Annotated in this window: 19 protein-coding genes; 15 read left to right on the forward strand and 4 right to left on the reverse strand. The window is 43.6% G+C overall.

Features of this window, described 5'->3' with window-relative positions; translation table 11 throughout:
- The first annotated feature begins 10 nt into the window (after positions 1–10).
- A complete protein-coding gene (gene entS / locus DFP79_RS02380) occupies positions 11–1,333 on the forward strand; it encodes an enterobactin transporter EntS (RefSeq protein ID WP_133502358.1) in 1,323 nt (440 codons plus the stop codon).
- A gap of 98 nt (positions 1,334–1,431) precedes the next feature.
- On the opposite strand, the gene nhaB is transcribed toward entS, so the two are convergent.
- Positions 1,432–2,937 (reverse strand): sodium/proton antiporter NhaB, encoded by a 1,506-nt coding sequence (gene nhaB / locus DFP79_RS02385; protein WP_133502359.1) that lies wholly within the window; start codon positions 2,935–2,937, stop codon positions 1,432–1,434.
- A gap of 169 nt (positions 2,938–3,106) precedes the next feature.
- On the opposite strand from nhaB, the gene sohB reads away from it, so the two are divergent.
- The gene (gene sohB, locus DFP79_RS02390; protein ID WP_133502360.1) at positions 3,107–4,120 is read left to right on the forward strand and encodes a protease SohB; all 1,014 of its coding nucleotides are present in this window, start codon (positions 3,107–3,109) and stop codon (positions 4,118–4,120) included.
- A 116-nt stretch (positions 4,121–4,236) separates the two neighbouring features.
- Here sohB and rutR read toward each other — a convergent pair whose 3' ends face one another.
- Positions 4,237–4,932, reverse strand: coding sequence for an HTH-type transcriptional regulator RutR (gene rutR / locus DFP79_RS02395; RefSeq protein WP_133502361.1), 696 nt, complete (start codon positions 4,930–4,932; stop codon positions 4,237–4,239).
- A gap of 418 nt (positions 4,933–5,350) precedes the next feature.
- On the opposite strand from rutR, the gene rutA reads away from it, so the two are divergent.
- The 12 genes from rutA to DFP79_RS02455 all read left to right on the forward strand — a co-directional run bounded on the left by rutA (position 5,351) and on the right by DFP79_RS02455 (position 16,063).
- A complete protein-coding gene (gene rutA, locus DFP79_RS02400) occupies positions 5,351–6,436 on the forward strand; it encodes a pyrimidine utilization protein A (RefSeq protein WP_133502362.1) in 1,086 nt (361 codons plus the stop codon).
- 3 nt (positions 6,437–6,439) lie between these two features.
- Positions 6,440–7,195 carry a pyrimidine utilization protein B gene (gene rutB, locus DFP79_RS02405; protein WP_243730174.1) on the forward strand — a complete coding sequence of 252 codons (756 nt, stop codon included), beginning with the start codon at positions 6,440–6,442 and terminating at the stop codon, positions 7,193–7,195.
- A 65-nt stretch (positions 7,196–7,260) separates the two neighbouring features.
- On the forward strand, positions 7,261–7,644 hold the full coding sequence (gene rutC / locus DFP79_RS02410; RefSeq protein WP_133502363.1) for a pyrimidine utilization protein C: 384 nt from the start codon (positions 7,261–7,263) through the stop codon (positions 7,642–7,644).
- Positions 7,645–7,769: 125 nt separating this feature from the next.
- Entirely contained in the window at positions 7,770–8,546 is a 777-nt protein-coding gene (gene rutD / locus DFP79_RS02415; RefSeq protein ID WP_133502364.1) for a pyrimidine utilization protein D, read from the forward strand.
- A gap of 83 nt (positions 8,547–8,629) precedes the next feature.
- Positions 8,630–9,142 (forward strand): flavin reductase, encoded by a 513-nt coding sequence (locus DFP79_RS02420; RefSeq protein WP_133502365.1) that lies wholly within the window; start codon positions 8,630–8,632, stop codon positions 9,140–9,142.
- 85 nt (positions 9,143–9,227) lie between these two features.
- Positions 9,228–10,070 carry an ABC transporter ATP-binding protein gene (locus DFP79_RS02425; protein ID WP_243730175.1) on the forward strand — a complete coding sequence of 281 codons (843 nt, stop codon included), beginning with the start codon at positions 9,228–9,230 and terminating at the stop codon, positions 10,068–10,070.
- A gap of 9 nt (positions 10,071–10,079) precedes the next feature.
- Positions 10,080–10,985, forward strand: a complete 906-nt coding sequence (locus tag DFP79_RS02430; RefSeq protein WP_133502366.1) for an ABC transporter permease — start codon at positions 10,080–10,082, stop codon at positions 10,983–10,985.
- The gene (locus DFP79_RS02435; RefSeq protein WP_133502367.1) at positions 10,982–11,938 is read left to right on the forward strand and encodes an ABC transporter permease; all 957 of its coding nucleotides are present in this window, start codon (positions 10,982–10,984) and stop codon (positions 11,936–11,938) included. The genes DFP79_RS02430 and DFP79_RS02435 overlap by 4 nt, the downstream gene beginning before the upstream one ends.
- Before the next feature lie 97 nt (positions 11,939–12,035).
- On the forward strand, positions 12,036–13,046 hold the full coding sequence (locus DFP79_RS02440; protein ID WP_133502368.1) for an ABC transporter substrate-binding protein: 1,011 nt from the start codon (positions 12,036–12,038) through the stop codon (positions 13,044–13,046).
- Positions 13,047–13,501: 455 nt separating this feature from the next.
- The gene (gene trpS / locus DFP79_RS02445) at positions 13,502–14,512 is read left to right on the forward strand and encodes a tryptophan--tRNA ligase (RefSeq protein ID WP_133502369.1); all 1,011 of its coding nucleotides are present in this window, start codon (positions 13,502–13,504) and stop codon (positions 14,510–14,512) included.
- A gap of 57 nt (positions 14,513–14,569) precedes the next feature.
- Positions 14,570–15,427, forward strand: coding sequence for a Tim44 domain-containing protein (locus DFP79_RS02450; RefSeq protein ID WP_133502370.1), 858 nt, complete (start codon positions 14,570–14,572; stop codon positions 15,425–15,427).
- A 123-nt stretch (positions 15,428–15,550) separates the two neighbouring features.
- Positions 15,551–16,063 carry a chemotaxis protein CheW gene (locus DFP79_RS02455; protein WP_013661922.1) on the forward strand — a complete coding sequence of 171 codons (513 nt, stop codon included), beginning with the start codon at positions 15,551–15,553 and terminating at the stop codon, positions 16,061–16,063.
- A gap of 76 nt (positions 16,064–16,139) precedes the next feature.
- Here the strand turns inward: DFP79_RS02455 and DFP79_RS02460 are convergent, their stop codons facing one another.
- Complete coding sequence (locus tag DFP79_RS02460) at positions 16,140–16,310, reverse strand: DUF6435 family protein (protein WP_133502371.1); 171 nt, start codon at positions 16,308–16,310, stop codon at positions 16,140–16,142.
- A 216-nt stretch (positions 16,311–16,526) separates the two neighbouring features.
- Positions 16,527–17,327, reverse strand: a complete 801-nt coding sequence (locus DFP79_RS02465) for an SHOCT domain-containing protein (RefSeq protein WP_133502372.1) — start codon at positions 17,325–17,327, stop codon at positions 16,527–16,529.
- A gap of 468 nt (positions 17,328–17,795) precedes the next feature.
- Here DFP79_RS02465 and DFP79_RS02470 point away from each other — a divergent pair, with 468 nt between their 5' ends.
- Positions 17,796–19,679 carry a methyl-accepting chemotaxis protein gene (locus tag DFP79_RS02470; RefSeq protein ID WP_133502373.1) on the forward strand — a complete coding sequence of 628 codons (1,884 nt, stop codon included), beginning with the start codon at positions 17,796–17,798 and terminating at the stop codon, positions 19,677–19,679.
- Positions 19,680–19,689: the final 10 nt, after the last annotated feature.

Raw genomic sequence — 19,689 nt, forward strand, 5'->3', positions numbered from 1 at the left:
TGGAAGAAACATGTCTAAAACAAACATTATGCTGGATTTCAGCTTATTGAAAACAAATAAGAATTTTCGAGCCATTTTCATTGCACGGCTTATGTCGGTGCTTGGTATCGGGATGCTCAACGTGGCGGTTCCGATACAAATCTATGAACTAACTGGGTCCAGTCTTCAAGTAGGCTTTGCCGTTGCGCTAGATGGTTTTGGTATGTTCGTAGGGTTGATGTTGGGCGGTGTGCTGGCCGATAGATACGACCGAAGGAAACTGATTCTTTTCTCTCGGTTTATCTGTGGAGTGGGCTTCGTTTTATTGGCGCTAAACAGCTACCTTACTGCACCCTCAGTGTGGGCTGTGTACGCAATATCCTTATGGGATGGATTTTTCAGCGCCATCGGCATGACGGCATTACTCGCTTCCATTCCGCATCTGGTAGGGAGGGAAAATGTACCCACGGCTGGCGCGTTAAGTATGCTGATAGTGCGTATTGGGTCAGTTATCTCACCTGCGTTAGCGGGTGTTGTTATCGTATCGTTGGGGGTTACGTGGAATTACGGTTTAGCCGCAGCTGGAACACTGTGCACGCTGTTATCTCTTGTGTTTCTGCCCAGTATGAAGCCGACAGAAAAACCAGAAGACGATAATCCGATTAAATCCATGGTGGGCGGTTTTCGTTTTGTTTTCCAACATAAAGTCATTCGTAGTGTCGTTGCATTGGGTACACTGGAGGCCGTGACAATTTCAATTCGAGTGCTTTTCCCCGCGCTTGCACTGAGCGCATTCGGTGGCGGAGCGTTTGAGGTGGGCTTGATGTATGCAGCCGTTCCCGTCGGCTCAACTCTAGGTGCATTAACCAGCGGTTGGGTGCGATCGGTTAATAAGCCCGGCATCGTGATGCTGACAACAGCGTTCTTAGCATTTATGTGTGTGGCACTGCTTGGACTCATGGATCACCTTATTCCGACCCTGATTATTTTGGGAATGTTCGGCTATTTCGGCTCCATTGGCAGCTTATTGCAATATTCAATAGTACAAGGTCACACTCCCGATCAAATGCTTGGTCGAATGGGGAGTTTCTGGACCGCTCAGGATGTGATCGGTGATTCAGCAGGAGCGCTGGGCATAGGTGTATTGGGTAAAGTGCTTGCTCCATTCACTAGCTTATTATCACTTGGTTTAGGTTGTGCAGGCGTTACCTTGCTAATGGCCGCGAGCTTTAAATCTCTCCGTACGGCTAAACTGATCGATCCAAGTGTTATGGTTGTGTCGGATAAAACAAACATCGACCCTGACGTATCGGATACCGGAAGCACTCATAAGCTTGCGCAGAGCGCAACTTAACGGAGAATGAACTCTTACTTAAGTAGTAACTTAATCACAGATAAGACTCACGTTGAAATACGGCTTAGGCGTTGTGAGTCTTATCTGTCATACAAAATCTACAGGAAATACATCACACAGGTTCCCGCAACGACACTCAATACAAGAGTATATGGCAATGCCATCCACACCATTTTCCCGTAAGACAATCTCACTAGCGGTGCAATCGCAGAGGTAAGCAAAAACAGGAATGCCGCTTGACCGTTGGGTGTAGCAACACTGGGTAGGTTGGTTCCTGTATTTACGGCAACGGCAAGAATTTCGAATTGCTCTCGTGAGATCGCACCGATATCCAATGCATCTTTAATTTCACTGATATAGACGGTCGCAACAAACACGTTGTCGCTGATAGCGGATAGCAAACCATTAGCGATGAAGAACATAATGGGTTGGCTATGGGGTGGAAGCGCGAGTACATAATTGATGATGGGGTCGAATAGGTGTTGAGAGTGTATGACGGACACAACAGTAAAGAACACGACAAGCAATGCTGTAAAAGGGAGTGCTTCTTCAAATGCATGACCAATTTGGTGTTCGTCAGTCACGCCATTGAAGGCCGTGAGTAATACGATGACCATTAGCCCGACAAGCCCCACTTCTGCAACATGAAACGCCAACGAAAGAACAAGTAGAACAGCGACTAACCCTTGAACCACCAAAGTGGCTTTACGTTTCTCAGTGTATTTTGCTTTTTCTTCCTTTGAGAAATTCTTTAATATATTGCGAACATTTTCAGGCAGCTTCGCGCCGTAACCAAACCAGCCTGATTTCTCTAATATTATCACCGTGCATAGCCCGGCAACGAGAACTGGCATTGAGATCGGTGCTACATGTAAAAAAAAGTCTACGAAATCCCACCCAGCGACTTTAGCAATGATCAGGTTTTGAGGTTCTCCGACCATTGTGGCGACACCGCCTAATGCGGTTCCAACAGCACCGTGCATTAACAGGCTTCTTAAGAACGAACGAAAGTGAATAAGATCATCTTTGTTAATTTCTAATATCTCGCTGTCGTCGTTGTTATTGGACGCATTGGAGCTACTTGGCTGGCCTGACGCTACTTTATGGTAAACAGAATAAAACCCGACGCTGACACTAATAAGAACGGCAGTGACTGTGAGTGCGTCTAAAAACGCTGAGAGAATCGCAGCGGTCAGACTAAACACCAACGAAATGGCAATCTTTGATTTGATCCGTACTAGCAGCTTGTTGAAAATGAAAAGCAGCATGTCTTTCATAAAGTAAATGCCGGCAACCATAAACATCAACAGCAGGATCACATCAATGTTATGGATCACTTCAGTATAAATACCGTCGGTAGTGGTGAGGTTGAGCATAACGGCTTCTAACGCAATTAAACCTCCCGGTTGAAGTGGGTAGCATTTCAGCGCCATTGCTAGGGTAAAGATAAACTCGATGATCAGTAACCAGCCCGTAATGAAAGGGCCAAATGCGTTCAAAATGATGGGGTTCGCGATTAAAAACACAATGATTACTTGCTTATACCAAAGTGGTGAAGCGCCAAGAAAGTTATTACCAAATGACTGGGCAAACGCTGACTTCATTCATTTACTCCTTGTGTGTGGTTATTTTTTATTGTTATCGATCAAATTTTGAGCTAGATGATAGGGTAATAACGACAAGCATGCTATGAATTCATTGGTTGTGTCATTGTTATTAGTCAATCAATCCCCATATAAAAATGAATAATTTTAGATATTGCAGAGGACTATTTTGGAATTTATTACGGAATATGCAGGGTTTCTTATACGACTGCTAACGGTCATTGTGCTATTTGCATTGGTCTTAGTGTTGCTGACCGCTGGGAAGAGCAAAAAAAGCGCCGGTCTAAGTATCAATAAGCTTAATGAAGGCTACGATAAAGCGAAGTCTTTAATGGAAGGCGCGTTATTGGATAAAAAAGCGTTAAAAGCCAAGGCTAAAGCACGTAAAAGCGAACAGAAAAAAGAGAAAAAATCGCCAGCAGTAGACAAAAAGAAAGTTTTTGTACTGGACTTTGACGGTGATATTAAAGCGTCTGCGGTCGAATCAATGCGCCGCGAAATTACCGCTATCTTAACTGTTGCAACGAAAGAGGACGAAGTGGTTGTTCGTCTTGAAAGCGGTGGTGGTATGGTTCATAGCTACGGTCTTGCGGCTTCTCAACTTCAACGCATCAAAGAAGCGGGCATTTCGCTCACTATTTGTGTTGATAAAGTGGCAGCCAGTGGGGGTTATATGATGGCGTGTGTCGCTGACAAAATTGTAGCTGCGCCATTTGCTATTTTAGGTTCTATAGGGGTTGTTGCTCAGGTTCCTAATATTCACAGGTTGTTAGATAAAAACAATATTGATGTGGAACTGCACACTGCGGGTAAATACAAACGTACATTGACCGTAATCGGTGAAAATACCGAAGAAGGACGCGATAAATTTAAACAAGATCTGGAAGACACCCATGTTCTATTTAAAGATTTCGTGGCGTCACAACGTTCGGTGTTGGATATTGAATCCGTTGCGACAGGTGAAACTTGGTACGGTAGCCAAGCAGTAGAAAACAAATTGATTGACGAAGTAACCACCAGCGACAGTTACATCGTGGGTCAATATGAAAAAGCCGATGTGTTTAAAGTAGAGTACACCGAGCCAAAATCTGTTGCTGAGCGATTAGGTCTCTCTGTGCTAAGCGCTGTAGAAACGAAGGCAACTGGCTGGTTTTCACGAGTGCTTAATAGCCGAGGGTTTTAATGCGCTGTTATTAGAGTCGGTCTTAACGATCTTAAAAAAAGCTCTTAAAAAAACCTCTTTAAAAGCCTGCTTGAGGGGCTGGAAAACGAGTTTTCCCAGTCCCTCTCTCGGTGATTTTAATCATCAATGTGTTGAGTTTTAATCCCGTTTAATATCAGTTGATACAACGTATTTAAGGTTTCGTCAAAGAAAGCTTTGTTGTTCAAATTCTTACCTGTAATCGCTTCAATTTGTACCGCAAAATCCGCGTAGTGTTGAGTTGTTGCCCATATGCTAAAAAGCAAATGGTACGGGTCAATACGCTTCATCTTACCCGCTTTAATCCATGCGTTAATGACTGAGACTTTCGTTTCGACTAAATCATGCAACGGTGTCTTTAATTCGTCAGACAATAGCGGAGCACCTTGAACGACTTCCATACAAAAAAGGCGTGATTCTTCTGGAAAATCTCGCGACATTTCGAGCTTAATTCTAATGTAATTCGAAATCGCTTCCATCGGCTCCTGATCTTCTGAAAAGCCTGCCAATGGCGTAATCCATACGTCCAAAACACGCTTAATCACTTCGATATAGAGTTGTTCTTTGCTGTTGAAATGATAAAGCAGATTACTTTTCGATACGTCCGCAAGCTCCGCAACTTGATCAATACTGGTGCCGCCCAGCCCATAACGGGAAAAAAGCGTTAACGCCGCTTCCATAATGCGATTTTGCTTACTTTGTTTTGCTTCGGATCGCCGCCGTACGGTGTCCACACTAAAAGCTCTTTCTGGTTTTGTTTTATGCGTTTCGGGTGTGACGTTATCTGATGACATACTTCTTACTTCAGTTGTTATAAAACGCCTGCCTTTACCGAGCATTTTTGTATCTAAGCGGAAAGGGCGACTCATTCATTGTAAAAGGTACCTTAGTTTTTATCTATATTTTGAACGACCTTCCTTTGCGACAACTCGCTATTTCTGGATAAAAAGTACTCTGCACAAAATGTGAGCAATAATCCTGACTTATTGTTCCAGTTTAGACCATTTGGTCAAAATACATCTCTAATAATTTCTTAACTCATTGAAAATAATAATAATTATTTTTTGGCATGCATACTGCTAATAGTAATTTGTCATTTGAAAAAAGAGTGAATGGGAAACGCGAACATGTAAATCAATGTATTTGCAGTTTTGTATCACTTAGACGGCTCATCAAAGGCCGGCGATTAACCAAAAGATAAGAGAGGCGAAAATGGACGTAGGCGTATTTATTCCAATTGGTAACAACGGCTGGCTAATTTCAAAAACGTCACCGCAGTACAAACCGAGTTTCGATCTGAACAAAGAGATTGTTATGAAGGCTGAGGAGTTCGGGATGGACTTTGCGCTTTCTATGATCAAGCTTCGTGGCTTCGGCGGTGAGACGGAGTTTTGGGATTACAATTTAGAGTCTTTTACTCTTATGGCGGGTCTTGCCGCTGTTACAAGCAAAATTCAGCTTTATGCGACAGCCGCAACCTTAGTCTTGCCTCCCGCGATAATGGCAAGAATGGCGACCACGATAGACTCTATATCTAATGGGCGCTTTGGTGTGAATTTAGTGACAGGTTGGCAACGTCCTGAATATTCACAAATGGGCATGTGGCCCGGAGACGAATATTTCGCAAGTCGTTATGACTACCTTGATGAATACATCAAAGTGGTTAAGGAGCTGTGGTCGACTGGGAAGAGCGATTTTAAAGGCGAGTTTTTCCAAATGGATGATTGCCAAATGCTGCCTAAGCCTTCTCGCGATATCCCGATCATTTGTGCTGGTCAGAGTGCTTCAGGCATGGAATTTACCGCTAAACATGGCAACTACAATTTTTGCTTTGGCAAAGGTGTTAATACACCTACAGCATTTGCTCCAACAGCAGCACGTTTGCAGGAAGCTGCGAGCAAAGCCGAACGCAGTGTAGATTCAGCCGTTCTTATGATGGTCATTGCTGACGAGACGGATGAAAAAGCCATGGCCAAATGGGAAAGCTATAAAGAAGGTCAGGACTTTGGTGCAACGGATTGGATGACGCAACAAGGTGCTGCCGATAAAAAATCGGGTAAAGACACCAACGTTCGAGATATGACAGATCCAACCTCAGTCGTGAATTTTAATATGGGAACTTTGGTCGGGTCGTATGAAAAAGTCGCGGCAATGTTAGATGAGATTGCTGACGTACCGGGATGTGGTGGTGTTCTGCTTACATTTGACGACTTCATTAAAGGCATGGACGACTACGGCAATAAGATCCAACCGCTAATGAAATCTCGTGCACACATTCATCAGTCGGCGGCGGTTTAAGTTATGAGTGTTAGTGAGCAAATCAGTGAGCTGAATGTGGCGGGTTATTGTGATGGCAGCCAGCCGAATGAAATTGTATTACCAGCAAAACCAGAACCGTTAGCCATCAACTTGTCTGAAACGGCGGTCATTGTTGTTGATATGCAAAACGCCTACGCAACAAAAAATGGGTATTTGGATCGTGCTGGGTTTGATATCTCAAGTACAGGCCCGGTGATCGAACAAACCGCAAAAGTACTTAATGTTGCGCGTAATGCCAATATCCCCGTTGTTTATTTTCAAAATGGCTGGGATCGAGAATACACAGAAGCGGGTGGCCCCGGATCCCCCAACTGGTACAAATCCAATGCGTTAAAAACGATGAGAAAGCAGCCTGAGCTAATGGGTACTTTATTAGCGAAAGGCACTTGGGATTATGAGTTGGTAGAGGCGCTTAAACCTCAATCTGGCGATATTGTCATCCCAAAAACGCGGTACAGCGGATTCTACAACACAAATCTAGACAGCATGTTGAGAAGTCGAGGTATTAAAAATCTCATATTTACCGGCATCGCAACCAATGTCTGTGTTGAATCCACTCTGCGAGACGGTTTTTTTCTGGAGTATTTTGGCGTTGTTCTCGCCGACGCAACACATCAGGCGGGGCCTGATGCGATACAAGAGGCCTCGCTTTACAACATTGAAACTTTCTTTGGCTGGGTATCAGACGTCGACACTTTCTGTGTTCAAGTGATGGAAGCAAATACATCGGGTAAATGATGCATCTTCAAACGTATGGTCAGCAGCTTTACAGCATAACTTAAATAAGAATTGAGGAATCAGGTATGAGTAAAAAGTCGATAATTCCAGCAGGTACAGGTAAACCATTAGCGCCTTATGTTCCTGGGTCTATGGCAGACAATGTTCTTTATGTTTCTGGAACCCTACCTTTTGATAGTGAAAACAATGTCGTTCACGTTGGCGATGCCGCAGCTCAAACTCGTCATGTATTAGAAACCATCAAGGGTGTCGTTGAGGAGGCGGGTGGCACGATGGATGACGTTACGTTCAATACAATCTTGATCACTGATTGGGATAACTATGCGGCAGTGAACGAAGTATATGCGTCGTATTTTCCGGGTGAAAAACCTGCTCGTTATTGTATTCAGTGCGGTTTGGTTAAGCCGGATGCGTTGGTTGAGATCGCAAGCTTTGCGCACATTGGCTAAATAAAAAGTGAATAAGCAGCGGTTGAAGAGAAGTTAAAGAACATTTAAACCGCAGAAACTTGAGTTTGCCTCCCCTTAATAAGGGGAGTGCCAGAGAGCGGCGTTATTCCAATAAAGGGCAAGTTATGTATTTCGAAGTATTGGGTGTTACTGATCCAAATGCACACACAGTTGTACTGAGTTCCGGATTAGGCGGTTCTGCGCACTTTTGGAAACCTCAATTAGAAGCGTTAACAAAACAGTATCGAGTGGTTGTATACGATCAGCTTGGTACAGGTCGAAGCCCTGCGACCTTGCCAATGGATTACAGCATCGAACACATGTCAGACGAGCTGCTTGAATTGCTAGATGGTTTGGACGTTAAGCAATGCCACGTTGTCGGTCATGCGCTTGGTGGTTTGGTCGCAATGAAAATGGCGTTAAGGCGTCCAGATATATTAAAAAGCATGGTGCTGATCAATGCGTGGAGTAGCCCAAATCCACATACGTTGAGATGTTTCAATATTCGAAAAGCCATTTTAGACACATGTTCAAAGGAAATCTTTCTGCAGATGCAGGCATTGATTTTATACCCTCCGGATTGGATCGCCGACAACATTGCAACACTGGTTGAGGAAGAAGCGCACCTTCTGAAGGTGTTTCCAGACAAAGACAACTTATTAAAGCGTATTGCGGCGTTAAGTACGTTCGACATTGAGAATCAGATAAAACAGATTCAAACCGATACGCTGATTATCGCGAATAAAGACGATCTGTTGGTGCCATGGCAGCAATCGAAGCAGCTTGATGACGCATTGCCGAATTCAAAAATGAGTTTGCTTGATTATGGTGGTCATGCTTCAACCGTAACGGCGACTCAGACGGTTAATACGATACTGATGGAGCATCTCAATTGCTATTAACGAGTTCGAAGTCAGCAATCATTTCAATGACTACCTGAGAGGCCGGTTAGTCAAAGAATAGACAATAACGAGAGAACATAATAATGAGTAATACGAACGAATTAGCAATCGAAAAACAGATGCCGATTACGGCGCAATCTTATAAGGAAGGGATGGCTAATCTTGCTGGAGCGGTCAATATTGTGACCACAGCAGACGGTGGTGAAAAGGTGGGCTTCACTGCCACCGCCGTATGCAGTGTGAGTGACAGTCCGGCAACTTTATTGGTTTGTCTCAACCGAAATTCATCGGTTTATGAAACGTTTAAAACGGCATCAACCGTTGCGATTAATACGCTCGCAAGCGGGCAAGATGACCTTTCTAACATGTTCGGTGGCAAAGCGCCTATGGCTGAACGTTTTGAGAGCGGTGAATGGACGAAACTTCAAACGGGTTCTCCTGTATTAGTCGGTGCAGCAGTAAGTTTTGATTGTCAGGTCAGCCATCGACAGAGTATTGCAACGCATGACGTGTTTTTTTGTGAAGTCGTCGCGCTAAAAACCACGGATGAAAGTGGCGCTTTACTGTATTACCAACGAGGCTACCACAACCTCTAGTGACCATCGTTCCGCCATAACGCATTAAATCTAATATCAATTAATGCCTGTTGTTCGCTGATTTTATTGAGAACGGATGAGTAGTATGAGTATGACTGCAGATGTCTTTGAAAAATCTGATGTATTAGCCGAATTTAACCCGCCTCAATCTGCTAGAAAAATGATTACGATTGAGGATTTATCTCTTGTATTCGAAACAAATGATGGCCCTGTGAATGCGTTGTCTCATATTGATTTAGCAATAGAAGAGGGGGGTTTTGTCTCTTTTATCGGTCCGTCAGGTTGTGGTAAGACCACGCTTTTAAGAGTGATAGCGGATCTTGAGCGCCCAACCTCTGGAACCATTTTAGTGGACGGTACATCTCCTGAGGATGCACGTTTAAATCGATTGTATGGCTATGTGTTTCAGGCTCCCGCTTTATTCCCATGGCGTACAATTGCAAGCAACTGCAAAGTGCCACTGGAAATTTTTGGGCTATCAAAAGAGCTACAACAGCAGAAAACAGACAAATATTTGGAGCTAGTAGGGCTTCAGGATTTTCACAACAAGTTCCCTTGGCAGCTGTCGGGAGGCATGCAACAGCGTGCATCGATAGCACGAGCATTGAGTTTTGAACCGCAATTATTACTAATGGACGAGCCGTTTGGCGCACTAGATGAAATTACGCGTGACCATTTAAACCTTGAACTGCTCAAAATTTGGCACGAGACCGGTAAAACAGTCGTCTTTGTAACGCACTCGATACCCGAAGCCGTATTGCTTTCTACGCACATTGTGGTGATGTCACCCAGACCGGGTCGTATTGCAAAGATAATCAAAAGCCCATTAGCAAAGAAAAGAACATTGGCGGATCGAGAAAGCCCTGAATTTGTGGCAGTGATGCAAGAAGTACGTGAAGCGCTTGCAAACGATCATCGAATTGATTGAGGGAAATGAATGAAACGTTTAACTCATCCATTGTCTATCGACTCGTTAAAAAACAGTCAGCCTGCCGCGCTTCTATTGGTGTTGATAGCTCTGACGATTCTTTGGTATTTGGCCGCATTTTGGTTAAACAGCGATTTATTGATTAAAGGATATGAGCGTCGCGGAATGACGTGGGATGTTAGTCGGCTTATTTCCGATGCGTATTCGATGAAGCGTCCTTTGTTACCAACGCCTGACCAAATTGGTTATGAACTGTACAAATCCATCTTTGAAACCAAGATTAGCTCTAAACGTTCATTGGTTTATCATTCAGGGATCACCTTATCTTCAACGTTATTAGGCTTCTTACTGGGAGCATTCCTCGGTATTGTGTTAGCGATAGGTATTGTGCATAGCCGTACATTGGAGCGCAGCCTGATGCCATGGGTTATCACGTCTCAGACGATACCAATATTGGCCATTGCGCCTATGATCATTGTTGTTTTGGGAGCAATGAATTTTACCGGCATCCTGCCCAAAGCCATTATCTCTATGTATCTCTCCTTTTTTCCTGTGACCATTGGCATGGTAAAGGGATTACGAGCGCCAGACACACTTCATATGGAGCTGTTGGCAACTTACAGTGCCTCTCCAGAACAAACTTTTCGAAAGTTACGTTGGCCAAGTGCAATGCCGTATTTATTTGCGAGTCTGAAAATCGCCATTGCAGCATCATTGGTGGGCGCTATCGTCGGAGAGCTTCCAACAGGAGCGCAAGGAGGGCTGGGTTCTCGATTATTAAGTGGATCCTATTACGGACAAACCATACAAATCTGGTCTGCTTTAGTGGTCGCCGCTATATTGGGATCGGTACTGGTTGCCTTAGTTGGGTATTTTGAAAAACGAGTGAATCGACGAATGGGGATCACAGGATGAAGCACGTAACCATTATCTTAGCGGGCTTTGTTTCTTTACTCCTTAGCCTGTATTTAGTGTCGAATTACGAAGGGGTGTACCTTCAGCGTCCACTTTGGCTCACCTTGGTTCCTGTTATGCTGGTAGGTGCTTGGTTTTCAATGGTACAACTGACAATACTTGCCGACAACGTGACGTCTAAGTTAGCGGAGCGGTTCATTGGGGTGATGGTTCCTGCGCTGTTTGCATTTGTTTTACTGGTTCTTTGGCAGCTGACAGTCACTGGTTTTAGCGTTCCTAAAGTGCTTTTACCCGCACCAAGTACCATTCTTACTACCTTCGTGACCCACATTGATGTGCTTTCTAAAGATTTTGCTCAAACGTGGTTAAAAGCCGTGTTGGTCGGTTGGATAATAGGCTGTGCGAGTGGCTTTATCGTTGCGTTACTGATTGATGGCAGTCCATTTCTACAAAAAGGTTTTCTTCCTGTTGGCAATATCATGTCGTCCATTCCTATTGTTGGTATTGCACCAATTATGGTGATGTGGTTTGGCTTTGATTGGCAATCAAAAGCCGCTGTAGTCGTAATCATGACTTTCTTCCCTATGTTGGTAAATACGCTTGCAGGCTTACAAGCGAGGGATTCATTGCATCTCGACGTCCTGCAAACCTACGCGTGTAAACGTCACCAAGTACTTTGGTATGTTCAATTACCAGCCGCATTACCTTTTATTTTCAACGCTTTGAAAGTCAATTCGACGTTGGCTCTGATCGGCGCCATTGTTGCCGAGTTTTTTGGTACTCCGATTGTAGGAATGGGGTTCAGAATCTCGACCGAAGTAGGGCGCATGAACATGGATATGGTGTGGGCTACGATATTAGTTGCCGCACTTGCTGGTTCCATCAGTTATGGGGCGCTGGCCTTGCTTGAATCAAAACTGACCTTTTGGCATCCATCAAGAAGAAGCAAATAGTTCATGACATAGATCTGTGAGTCTATTCATGAATACACCTATGAAAGAACAAAGAGAGTTAACCGAGAGAACTACAAATCGAGAAGGGGCAATAAGTATGAAAAAGAGTATCCGTTCGTTGATCGCAGGTTGTACCTTGACGTGTTCTGCATTGGCGGCATCGATGTCGCAAGCGGCAGACCCGTTAACATTACAGTTAAAGTGGGTAACTCAAGCGCAATTTGCGGGTTACTATGTGGCATTGGAAAAAGGGTTTTACGAGGATGAAGACCTCGACATGACGATCAAACCGGGCGGGCCAGATATTGCTCCTCCGCAAGTCATAGCGGGTGGCGGTGCCGATGTGATCGTTGAATGGATGCCCGCTGCGCTGGCGTCCCGTGAGAAAGGATTGCCGTTGGTTAATATTGGTCAAATATTTAATAAATCGGGCATGATGCTCACTTGTCTGAAATCGTCAGGGATTGAAAAACCAATGGATGTGAAAGACAAAACATTGGGTGTTTGGTTCTTTGGTAACGAATATCCATTCTTAGCTTGGATGTCAAAAATGGCTATTGCTACAGATGGCAGCGAAGGCGGGGTTACCGTACTTAAACAAGGATTCAATGTTGATCCTATCTTTCAGGGGCAGGCTGATTGTGTATCAACCATGGTATATAACGAATACGGTCAGGTTCTTGATGGTGGTCTAATGCCATCTGAGTTAACGGTCTTTAGCTATCAAGAGCAAGGTGTGGCTATGCTTGAAGACGGCTTATATACAACCGAAGATAAGCTGAAAGACTCAGCCATGGTTGATAAACTTGCGCGGTTCTTAAAAGCGTCTGTAAAAGGTTGGGAATGGGTTGCAAACAATCCAGAAGAAGCGGCTGAAATTGTCCTTGAATATGATGATACTGGCGCACAAACGCTAGAGCATCAAGTTCGTATGGCGAAAGCCGTTGCTAAATTGATAGAAGGAAACTCTAAAGGCGTTGGGTATTTAGACCCTGCGGCCTATGATCGCACTGTCGAAGTGTTAATGAGTGGGGATTCGTCACCGGTTATTACAACCAAACCATCAGGAGCTTGGACTCACGATATCTACGAGAAATCGGGCCTATAATTGATAATCGACTAAAGATGCCTTTCTAAAGGAGCGGTTTGTCATGCAAACCGCTCGACTCAGTCTTCGTTCTGCTTTCTCCAAGCCAGCTGCTTAAATGTTTTTCTCGTTTCTTTCTGATTTTTACTAGTTATTCGAGAATGGCCCTTTTTTATACCCTTTGCCAATAAATAGTAGAGTTTGTCGCCTGAAATAAGTCGCCTGATTCATATCAATTGTTATTATTCGAGCCTCTCACGAGAGGCAAAAATGCCTTTTCTAGTGTTGCCAAAGAACGATAAAAGAGATGAGTGGTTTACGCGACGCCTTTTCTCTTGATTACAAAGAAAAAAACCTTATATAACCCACTATTAGCAAGAAGATATAGATCACTCTCAAATATGCATTTGAGAGTAATACCGACCATAAATTTATGGTAGGGTATGCACTCTTAAGAATATAACCGAGTAGGAATAATGGGCAAAGAAATTGTTTTAACAGGTATTACCACCTCAGGAACGCCTCATCTTGGCAATTATGTTGGTGCAATTCGTCCAGCAATCGAAGCAAGTAATCGTGAAGACACCGAAGCTTTCTTCTTTTTGGCGGATTACCATGCATTGATTAAGTGTCAGGATGCCGAGCGTGTGCAACAGTCTCGTCTTGAGATTGCGGCTACCTGGCTAGCGTGTGGACTGGATACTGATAAAGCAACTTTTTACCGTCAATCTGACATTCCTGAAATCAGTGAACTAAACTGGTTGTTAACCTGTGTTACTGCGAAAGGTCTAATGAACCGTGCTCATGCGTATAAAGCAGGAGTAGATGAGAATGTAGCGGGCGAACAGGATGCAGATTTTGGCATAACAATGGGCTTGTTTTGTTATCCAGTGTTAATGGCCGCGGATATCTTGGCATTTAATGCGCACAAAGTGCCAGTTGGTCGAGATCAAATCCAGCATATTGAAATGGCACGTGATATTGCAGGCCGCTTTAACCATATCTATGGAAGCGAATTTTTTGTGATGCCTGAAGCGGTTGTTGGTGAAAGTACTGCCATCCTTAAAGGCTTAGACGGACGTAAAATGTCTAAGAGCTATAACAACACTATTCCGTTGTTTGACACTGAGAAAAAGCTGAAGAAGGGCATTAACAAGATCAAAACAAACTTGTTGGAGCCAGGTGAGCCAAAAGACCCAAATGATTCGACTGTATTTGAGGTCTATCAGGCGTTTGCAACACCTGAGCAAACTGAAGAAATGCGTCAGAAGTTTGCAGACGGTATTGCATGGGGCGAAGCGAAAAAAGAACTTTTCGAGTTGGTTAATGGTCAACTAGGCGAGTCACGAGAGAAATATTTAGAGCTTATGGCGAATCCAGCGCAAATCGAAGAAGTACTACAGGCCGGCGCCGCAAAAGCCCGTGCTCGTACTCGCGATCATATTAAGAAGCTGAGAGAAGCCGTAGGCCTTGTGAACTTTGTTTAACGCAAATTTAAGCAAAGTGTCTCAGAACAGTTTTATTTAAAACTATGGAGTAATATCGTGAAAACATCTGTTTATGCCATTGTTATGGCATTCGTATTGATGGTAGGAGGCGGCTTTAGTGCGGACCTTCAGGCTAAAAAATTTGGTGGCGGCAAAAGCTTCGGCAAGAGCTTCTCTGTTTCTAAGCCTGCAAGTTCGTCTAACAAGTCGCTTAATAATTCTGCTACAAACAGCACAACTAAGAAGAAAAGTGGTTTTCTTGGTGGCCTAGGTGGTGGATTGCTAGGCGGTCTTCTTGCCGGTGGTTTGTTTGCCGCTCTGATGGGAAGCGGTGCATTTGATGGAATCTCTTTTGGAGACATCCTATTATTTGCTTTGATCGGTTTCCTAGTCTACAAGTTCTTTATCGCGCCGAAAAAACGCGCTATGCAGCAAGCTGCTGGCCATGGTGCTTATCGCGAAATGCCTGAGTCATCACGTGATTCTTTTCAACCGTCTCCGATGTCGGGCAATGCAAGCTTTGGTGGTCAACCTGACATTCAGCTTCCACCCGGTTTCAACGAACAAGCATTTGTTGCTGAAGCAAAAAATCATTACATTGATTTGCAAAAAGCATGGGATGACAATAATTTCGAGACGATTCAGGAATACGTCAGCCCAGATTTGTATAATATGCTAAAAGAAGAGCGCGCTGCTCTTGGCGCTGATAAGCCAAAAACAGACGTTGTTTCTCTAATGGTAGACCTAGTACGTGGCGAATTTATCGGCTCTACTGCGTCCATTAGTTTGCAGTTTTCAGGTTGGATAAAAGAAGGCGGTGAAACGTCTGAAACCAAAGAAATCTGGCATTTAGAAAAAAATATGTCGGATGCAAGTTCAAGTTGGGTTATTGTTGGTATACAACAAGACAACTAATTGTTACGCAAAATTCTAGGCTAGATAGCGAAGTTTTAGCTATCATGTAAAAGAGTCTGGTATCTGGGGAATTTGAAGACAAGTTCCCCAGCCGTCCAAATAAAATGAGTATGGAAGTAAGCCATGTCTGAGATAGCGACTATTAAAGAATCTGGAAAAGGGTTAGCCTCTGAGAGTAGTAAAGGCGAACTACTCCAATATCTGACCTTTAAGTTGTTGGAAGAAACATACGGTATTAACGTAATGCAAATTAAAGAAGTATTGCGTTACAGTGAAATAGCACCTGTACCGGGTGCGCCGATGTATGTTCTTGGTATTGTGAACCTTCGTGGTAACGTCGTAACGGTTGTTGATACTCGCGTTCGATTTGGCTTGCCAGAGTGCACCATATCTGACGATACTCGAATTATCATCATCGAACATGATGGTGAGCAAATTGGTATGCTAGTAGACGCCGTACAGGAAGTTTTCTACTTGTATCAAGGTGAAATCGAGCAAAGCCCAAGTGTGGGTAATGATGAAGCACTTATGTTTATTCAAGGTGTCTACCAGAAAGAAGAAGAGCTAGTAATCCTACTGGATCTTAATCGTATGTTTGAAAGCAACGAAGCGCTTGGCATTGAAGCGATGATCTAATCGTTTAAGACTTTTTTGTACACCAATAAAACCGCATGAGGCGTTAAGCCTATGCGGTTTTTTTATTTACTGAGATTCACTTTTTTCCTATCGCCTGCAACTCTTTATATATCTCTTGAGCTTCGTAAGTAAGCTGAGAATACGTTTTAATATCACCACTACGTTGCGCTTTCATCGCCAGTTCGAGTTTCTCGGAATACTGCTTGTCTAATTTTTTGGCTGGATCTGATTTAAATATTGAAAACATTTTAGTCTCCGTTATTGTCATACCTTACATACGTATCAAAGTAAGCATCGGCCTCAAATTTGAATAAAATTAATGAGTAAGGCATGGAAACACGCTAAGACGGACAATGTTTAATCGGTGCGACTTCTTTATGACGGATTGCTTTGGAGAAGGATAAGAGAAAGGAGAAGGAGGTCCGTGACCTCTCTCCTCTTAAGCTAGAACACGTTCAGAGGGTTAAATTCGATTTAAAAGTTCAGCTTTTTTTGCATTGAATTCATCTTGAGTCAGCACACCTGCATCAAATAGTTTTCCAAGTTTTTCAAGCAAAATGAAAATTTCGTCTTGAGTACTAGAAGCCGTACTTATGCCGTAATTCGAGTCGTTCTGCGGTGCTTCAACCGCGTTTTGAGAAAGGTTACTAGGCTCAGCGAAGTTTACCTGAGTGTTATTTCCAATCACGGTGTCTTGGTTAGTATTACCTTGTTGCGATGATGATCCAGATATAACGGGTAATGTATCGACCGAGATTTCGCCGAATTGGCTTGAGAAGCTGAGTGAGGTGTTAGACCCTTGTTGCTGGCTTACGCCGCCAATGTTGTGGTTCAGAGTATCATAAACCGTAACTGCGCCGTTGAGTTCTACCGCTAACCGATTTGGAAATACCGCATATCGAATATTGTTTTGGGCTCCGCTACTAAATGGCTGGCCTAAATCTCCTGGCCACCATTGTAGTCCACCAGCGCTATTGGCTGGCGCTGGTGGAAAAAGTTGCATGTTGGCTAACGCATTAGCGAGCTCGGAGCACAGGTTGTCGACGGTATTTTTTAAACCATTGTTAAACATATCGCCAACCATAGTCATGCCGCCCTGCATCCATTGGCCTGACCCGCCAAGCTCAGGGCAGTTAAATTGCGCCATAGTTCCATTGCCATTATTGACCGCAACCAACATATGTATCACTGCATCTTGGCTAATGCCGAAGCGATACGATATATCGCTGACTAAATTTTGGCCAGCAGGTGTGAGATTTTGCATAACTTTCTTCCTAAAATATTGTGCTTTTCGACGATGCTTGAAAATGCAATTTGGGTTGGTTGAGCCTGATAATGAACCAGCAAGCTTAAAGTGAGAGTCTAGTCCGGCATTGTGACACATTATCGTGTGCGAGTGCTTATTATTTAAACAAAAAAGCTTGATCGGAAAGGCGAAATAAAAGCTATATAAAAAACTACATCGAAAAAGAGTGATTGATTTATGATTATTTCGTATCCAATAATAACGTTAAGGAGATTTGGTTTGATGCAACTGTTTTTATCATGAAACATGGTGTTGTCTTTAAACTTGTATTCATTTTTAGGGTAGTATTGGTACAAAGGACTTGAGAGTTCTAGCTCTCTTTCAATAAAGCAAGGAAAAAAGCAAGGAACGCCGTTTGGGTTTTATAAGTATGTTCTTACTAAGGGGCACAAAATTGACCTTTAGTTGTGATCAGAGGGTAAATGTATGTTTTCTAATGTCAGCTTTCGAGTAAAGCTTTTAACGTTACTGCTCACTGCTATTTTTGGCTTTGCGATTGTAACTGGCGTCGCCTTCAAAGGCCTTAACGAGCAAGATGCCTCATCGGTTCGTTTTGATACGTTAACCGAAGTCGATAAAAACTTATCGTCGCTGGTTATTTCCATCATGAAAGAGTCTGAAGCACTTAATCGTGTGGACGATCAATCTTACGCGGAGTTTCTAGATCGCCAACAAGACAACTATAACCACTTTAGCGCCATGTTAGCGGATGACGTGAGTGTGTTGGTTGACCCAGCAGCTCAGGGTCATTTACGAGAAGTCGCTGCTGAATTTAAACGTTATAACGATTTGATGAGGCAATTGTTAGAGAGCAAACATAAAGTAGGCTTTACTGGTTCGACTGGGTTGCGTGGCGAAGTCAAATTATTGGGCGAAGCTCTTTTCGCAAAAGTCTCGCGCTTAAGTCTTATGAAGCAAGCTTTCTCTCCAGTCCGTGAAGCGGAAAAGGTCTATATTTTTGAGCCAACTAAAGAGAACAAAGAAGCCTTTTATGCGGCGTATAGTGCTTTCTCGGAAAGTGTGAAGAAGTACAATTTAGAGGACCGCTTCTCCGAGGCGATGACACCTTACTTAGCGGGTCTATCCGTATTTGATGACGCCACAAAGCAGTATGGCGAGTTGCAGAGTCAATTTACAAGTGTGAGTGAATCCTTGAGCAGTGTGCATCAATCTGCTTCCGCTTTTATACAAAGCTTGGTATCTAGCGCCAGAAACGATGCTCAAGACAGTGCTGCGCAAGCGAAAGTCAGCCTTTTAGCCGTTAGTATTATTGTGGCTGTGGTTGCAGCACTGATGATGTTGGGCATTGGTCGCAGTGTAAATAATATGCTAAGCCAAATTATTAAAGACCTTGGCAAAATTAAAGAAGGGGATTTAACCGCCCAACTTGCCGTGAACAAAGCGCGAGGAGATGATTTTGATCAGCTCTGCGGCTCTGTTAATGAAATGACCGAGGGCTTAGGGAGCGTAATTGGCGATGTCATTTCAACGACTCAGGATGTAAATGACAAAGTCACGGAGTTAAACTCAGCGGTATCGAGTATTACAAAAAGTAATCTTTCAGTGAGTCAGCAAACAATCGAGCTGGCGTCATCTACGCAGCATATTTCGGCGACGATCTCTGATATTTCTGCAACGACCAGCGATTTGAGTACACAATCCAACAATACTTACGACTCAGCGAAACAAGGAGCGGAAACCATCAATGATGCGCTTTCAAACCTTACTAATGCCATTGATATTGTCAACCAAACCAGTCTTAAACTGAATGAATTGGGTGTTCTATCTAAGGACATTGATGGTGTTATTGCAATGATTAACGATCTTGCCAATCAAACCAATTTATTGGCTTTGAATGCTGCCATTGAGGCCGCACGTGCGGGTGAGGCTGGTCGCGGTTTTTCTGTTGTCGCGGATGAGGTTCGGTCCCTAGCGGAAAAAACCGTAGAGGCAACATCTTCGATTACAGGGATTGTGAGTACTATCCAATCCTCGACAGAAGAAGCGATATCGACCATGAGCAGTGGCCAGGAGAGCCTAAAAGCCATCGAACAATTGGGTGAAAACGCAGGCTTGGCGATTCGTGAAATAGAGCAAAATGCGCAAATGAGTTCCACAACATCGAATGACATGGCGCAGGCAGTGAAAGACATTTCTCAAACCGTGGTTCATATGAATGAAGAAATGGACAATGTTGCGCAGTTGCTCAAGAAGGATCATGAATTTATTTCCAGTATTGGCAGCAATGCTGGCGATATTTACGAGAAAGTTCATTATCTCGACAGTAAAACGAGAACGTTTACTATATAGAGAGCGTTTC

This window comes from Marinomonas balearica (genome assembly GCF_004362145.1).
GTDB classification, from domain to species: domain Bacteria; phylum Pseudomonadota; class Gammaproteobacteria; order Pseudomonadales; family Marinomonadaceae; genus Marinomonas; species Marinomonas balearica.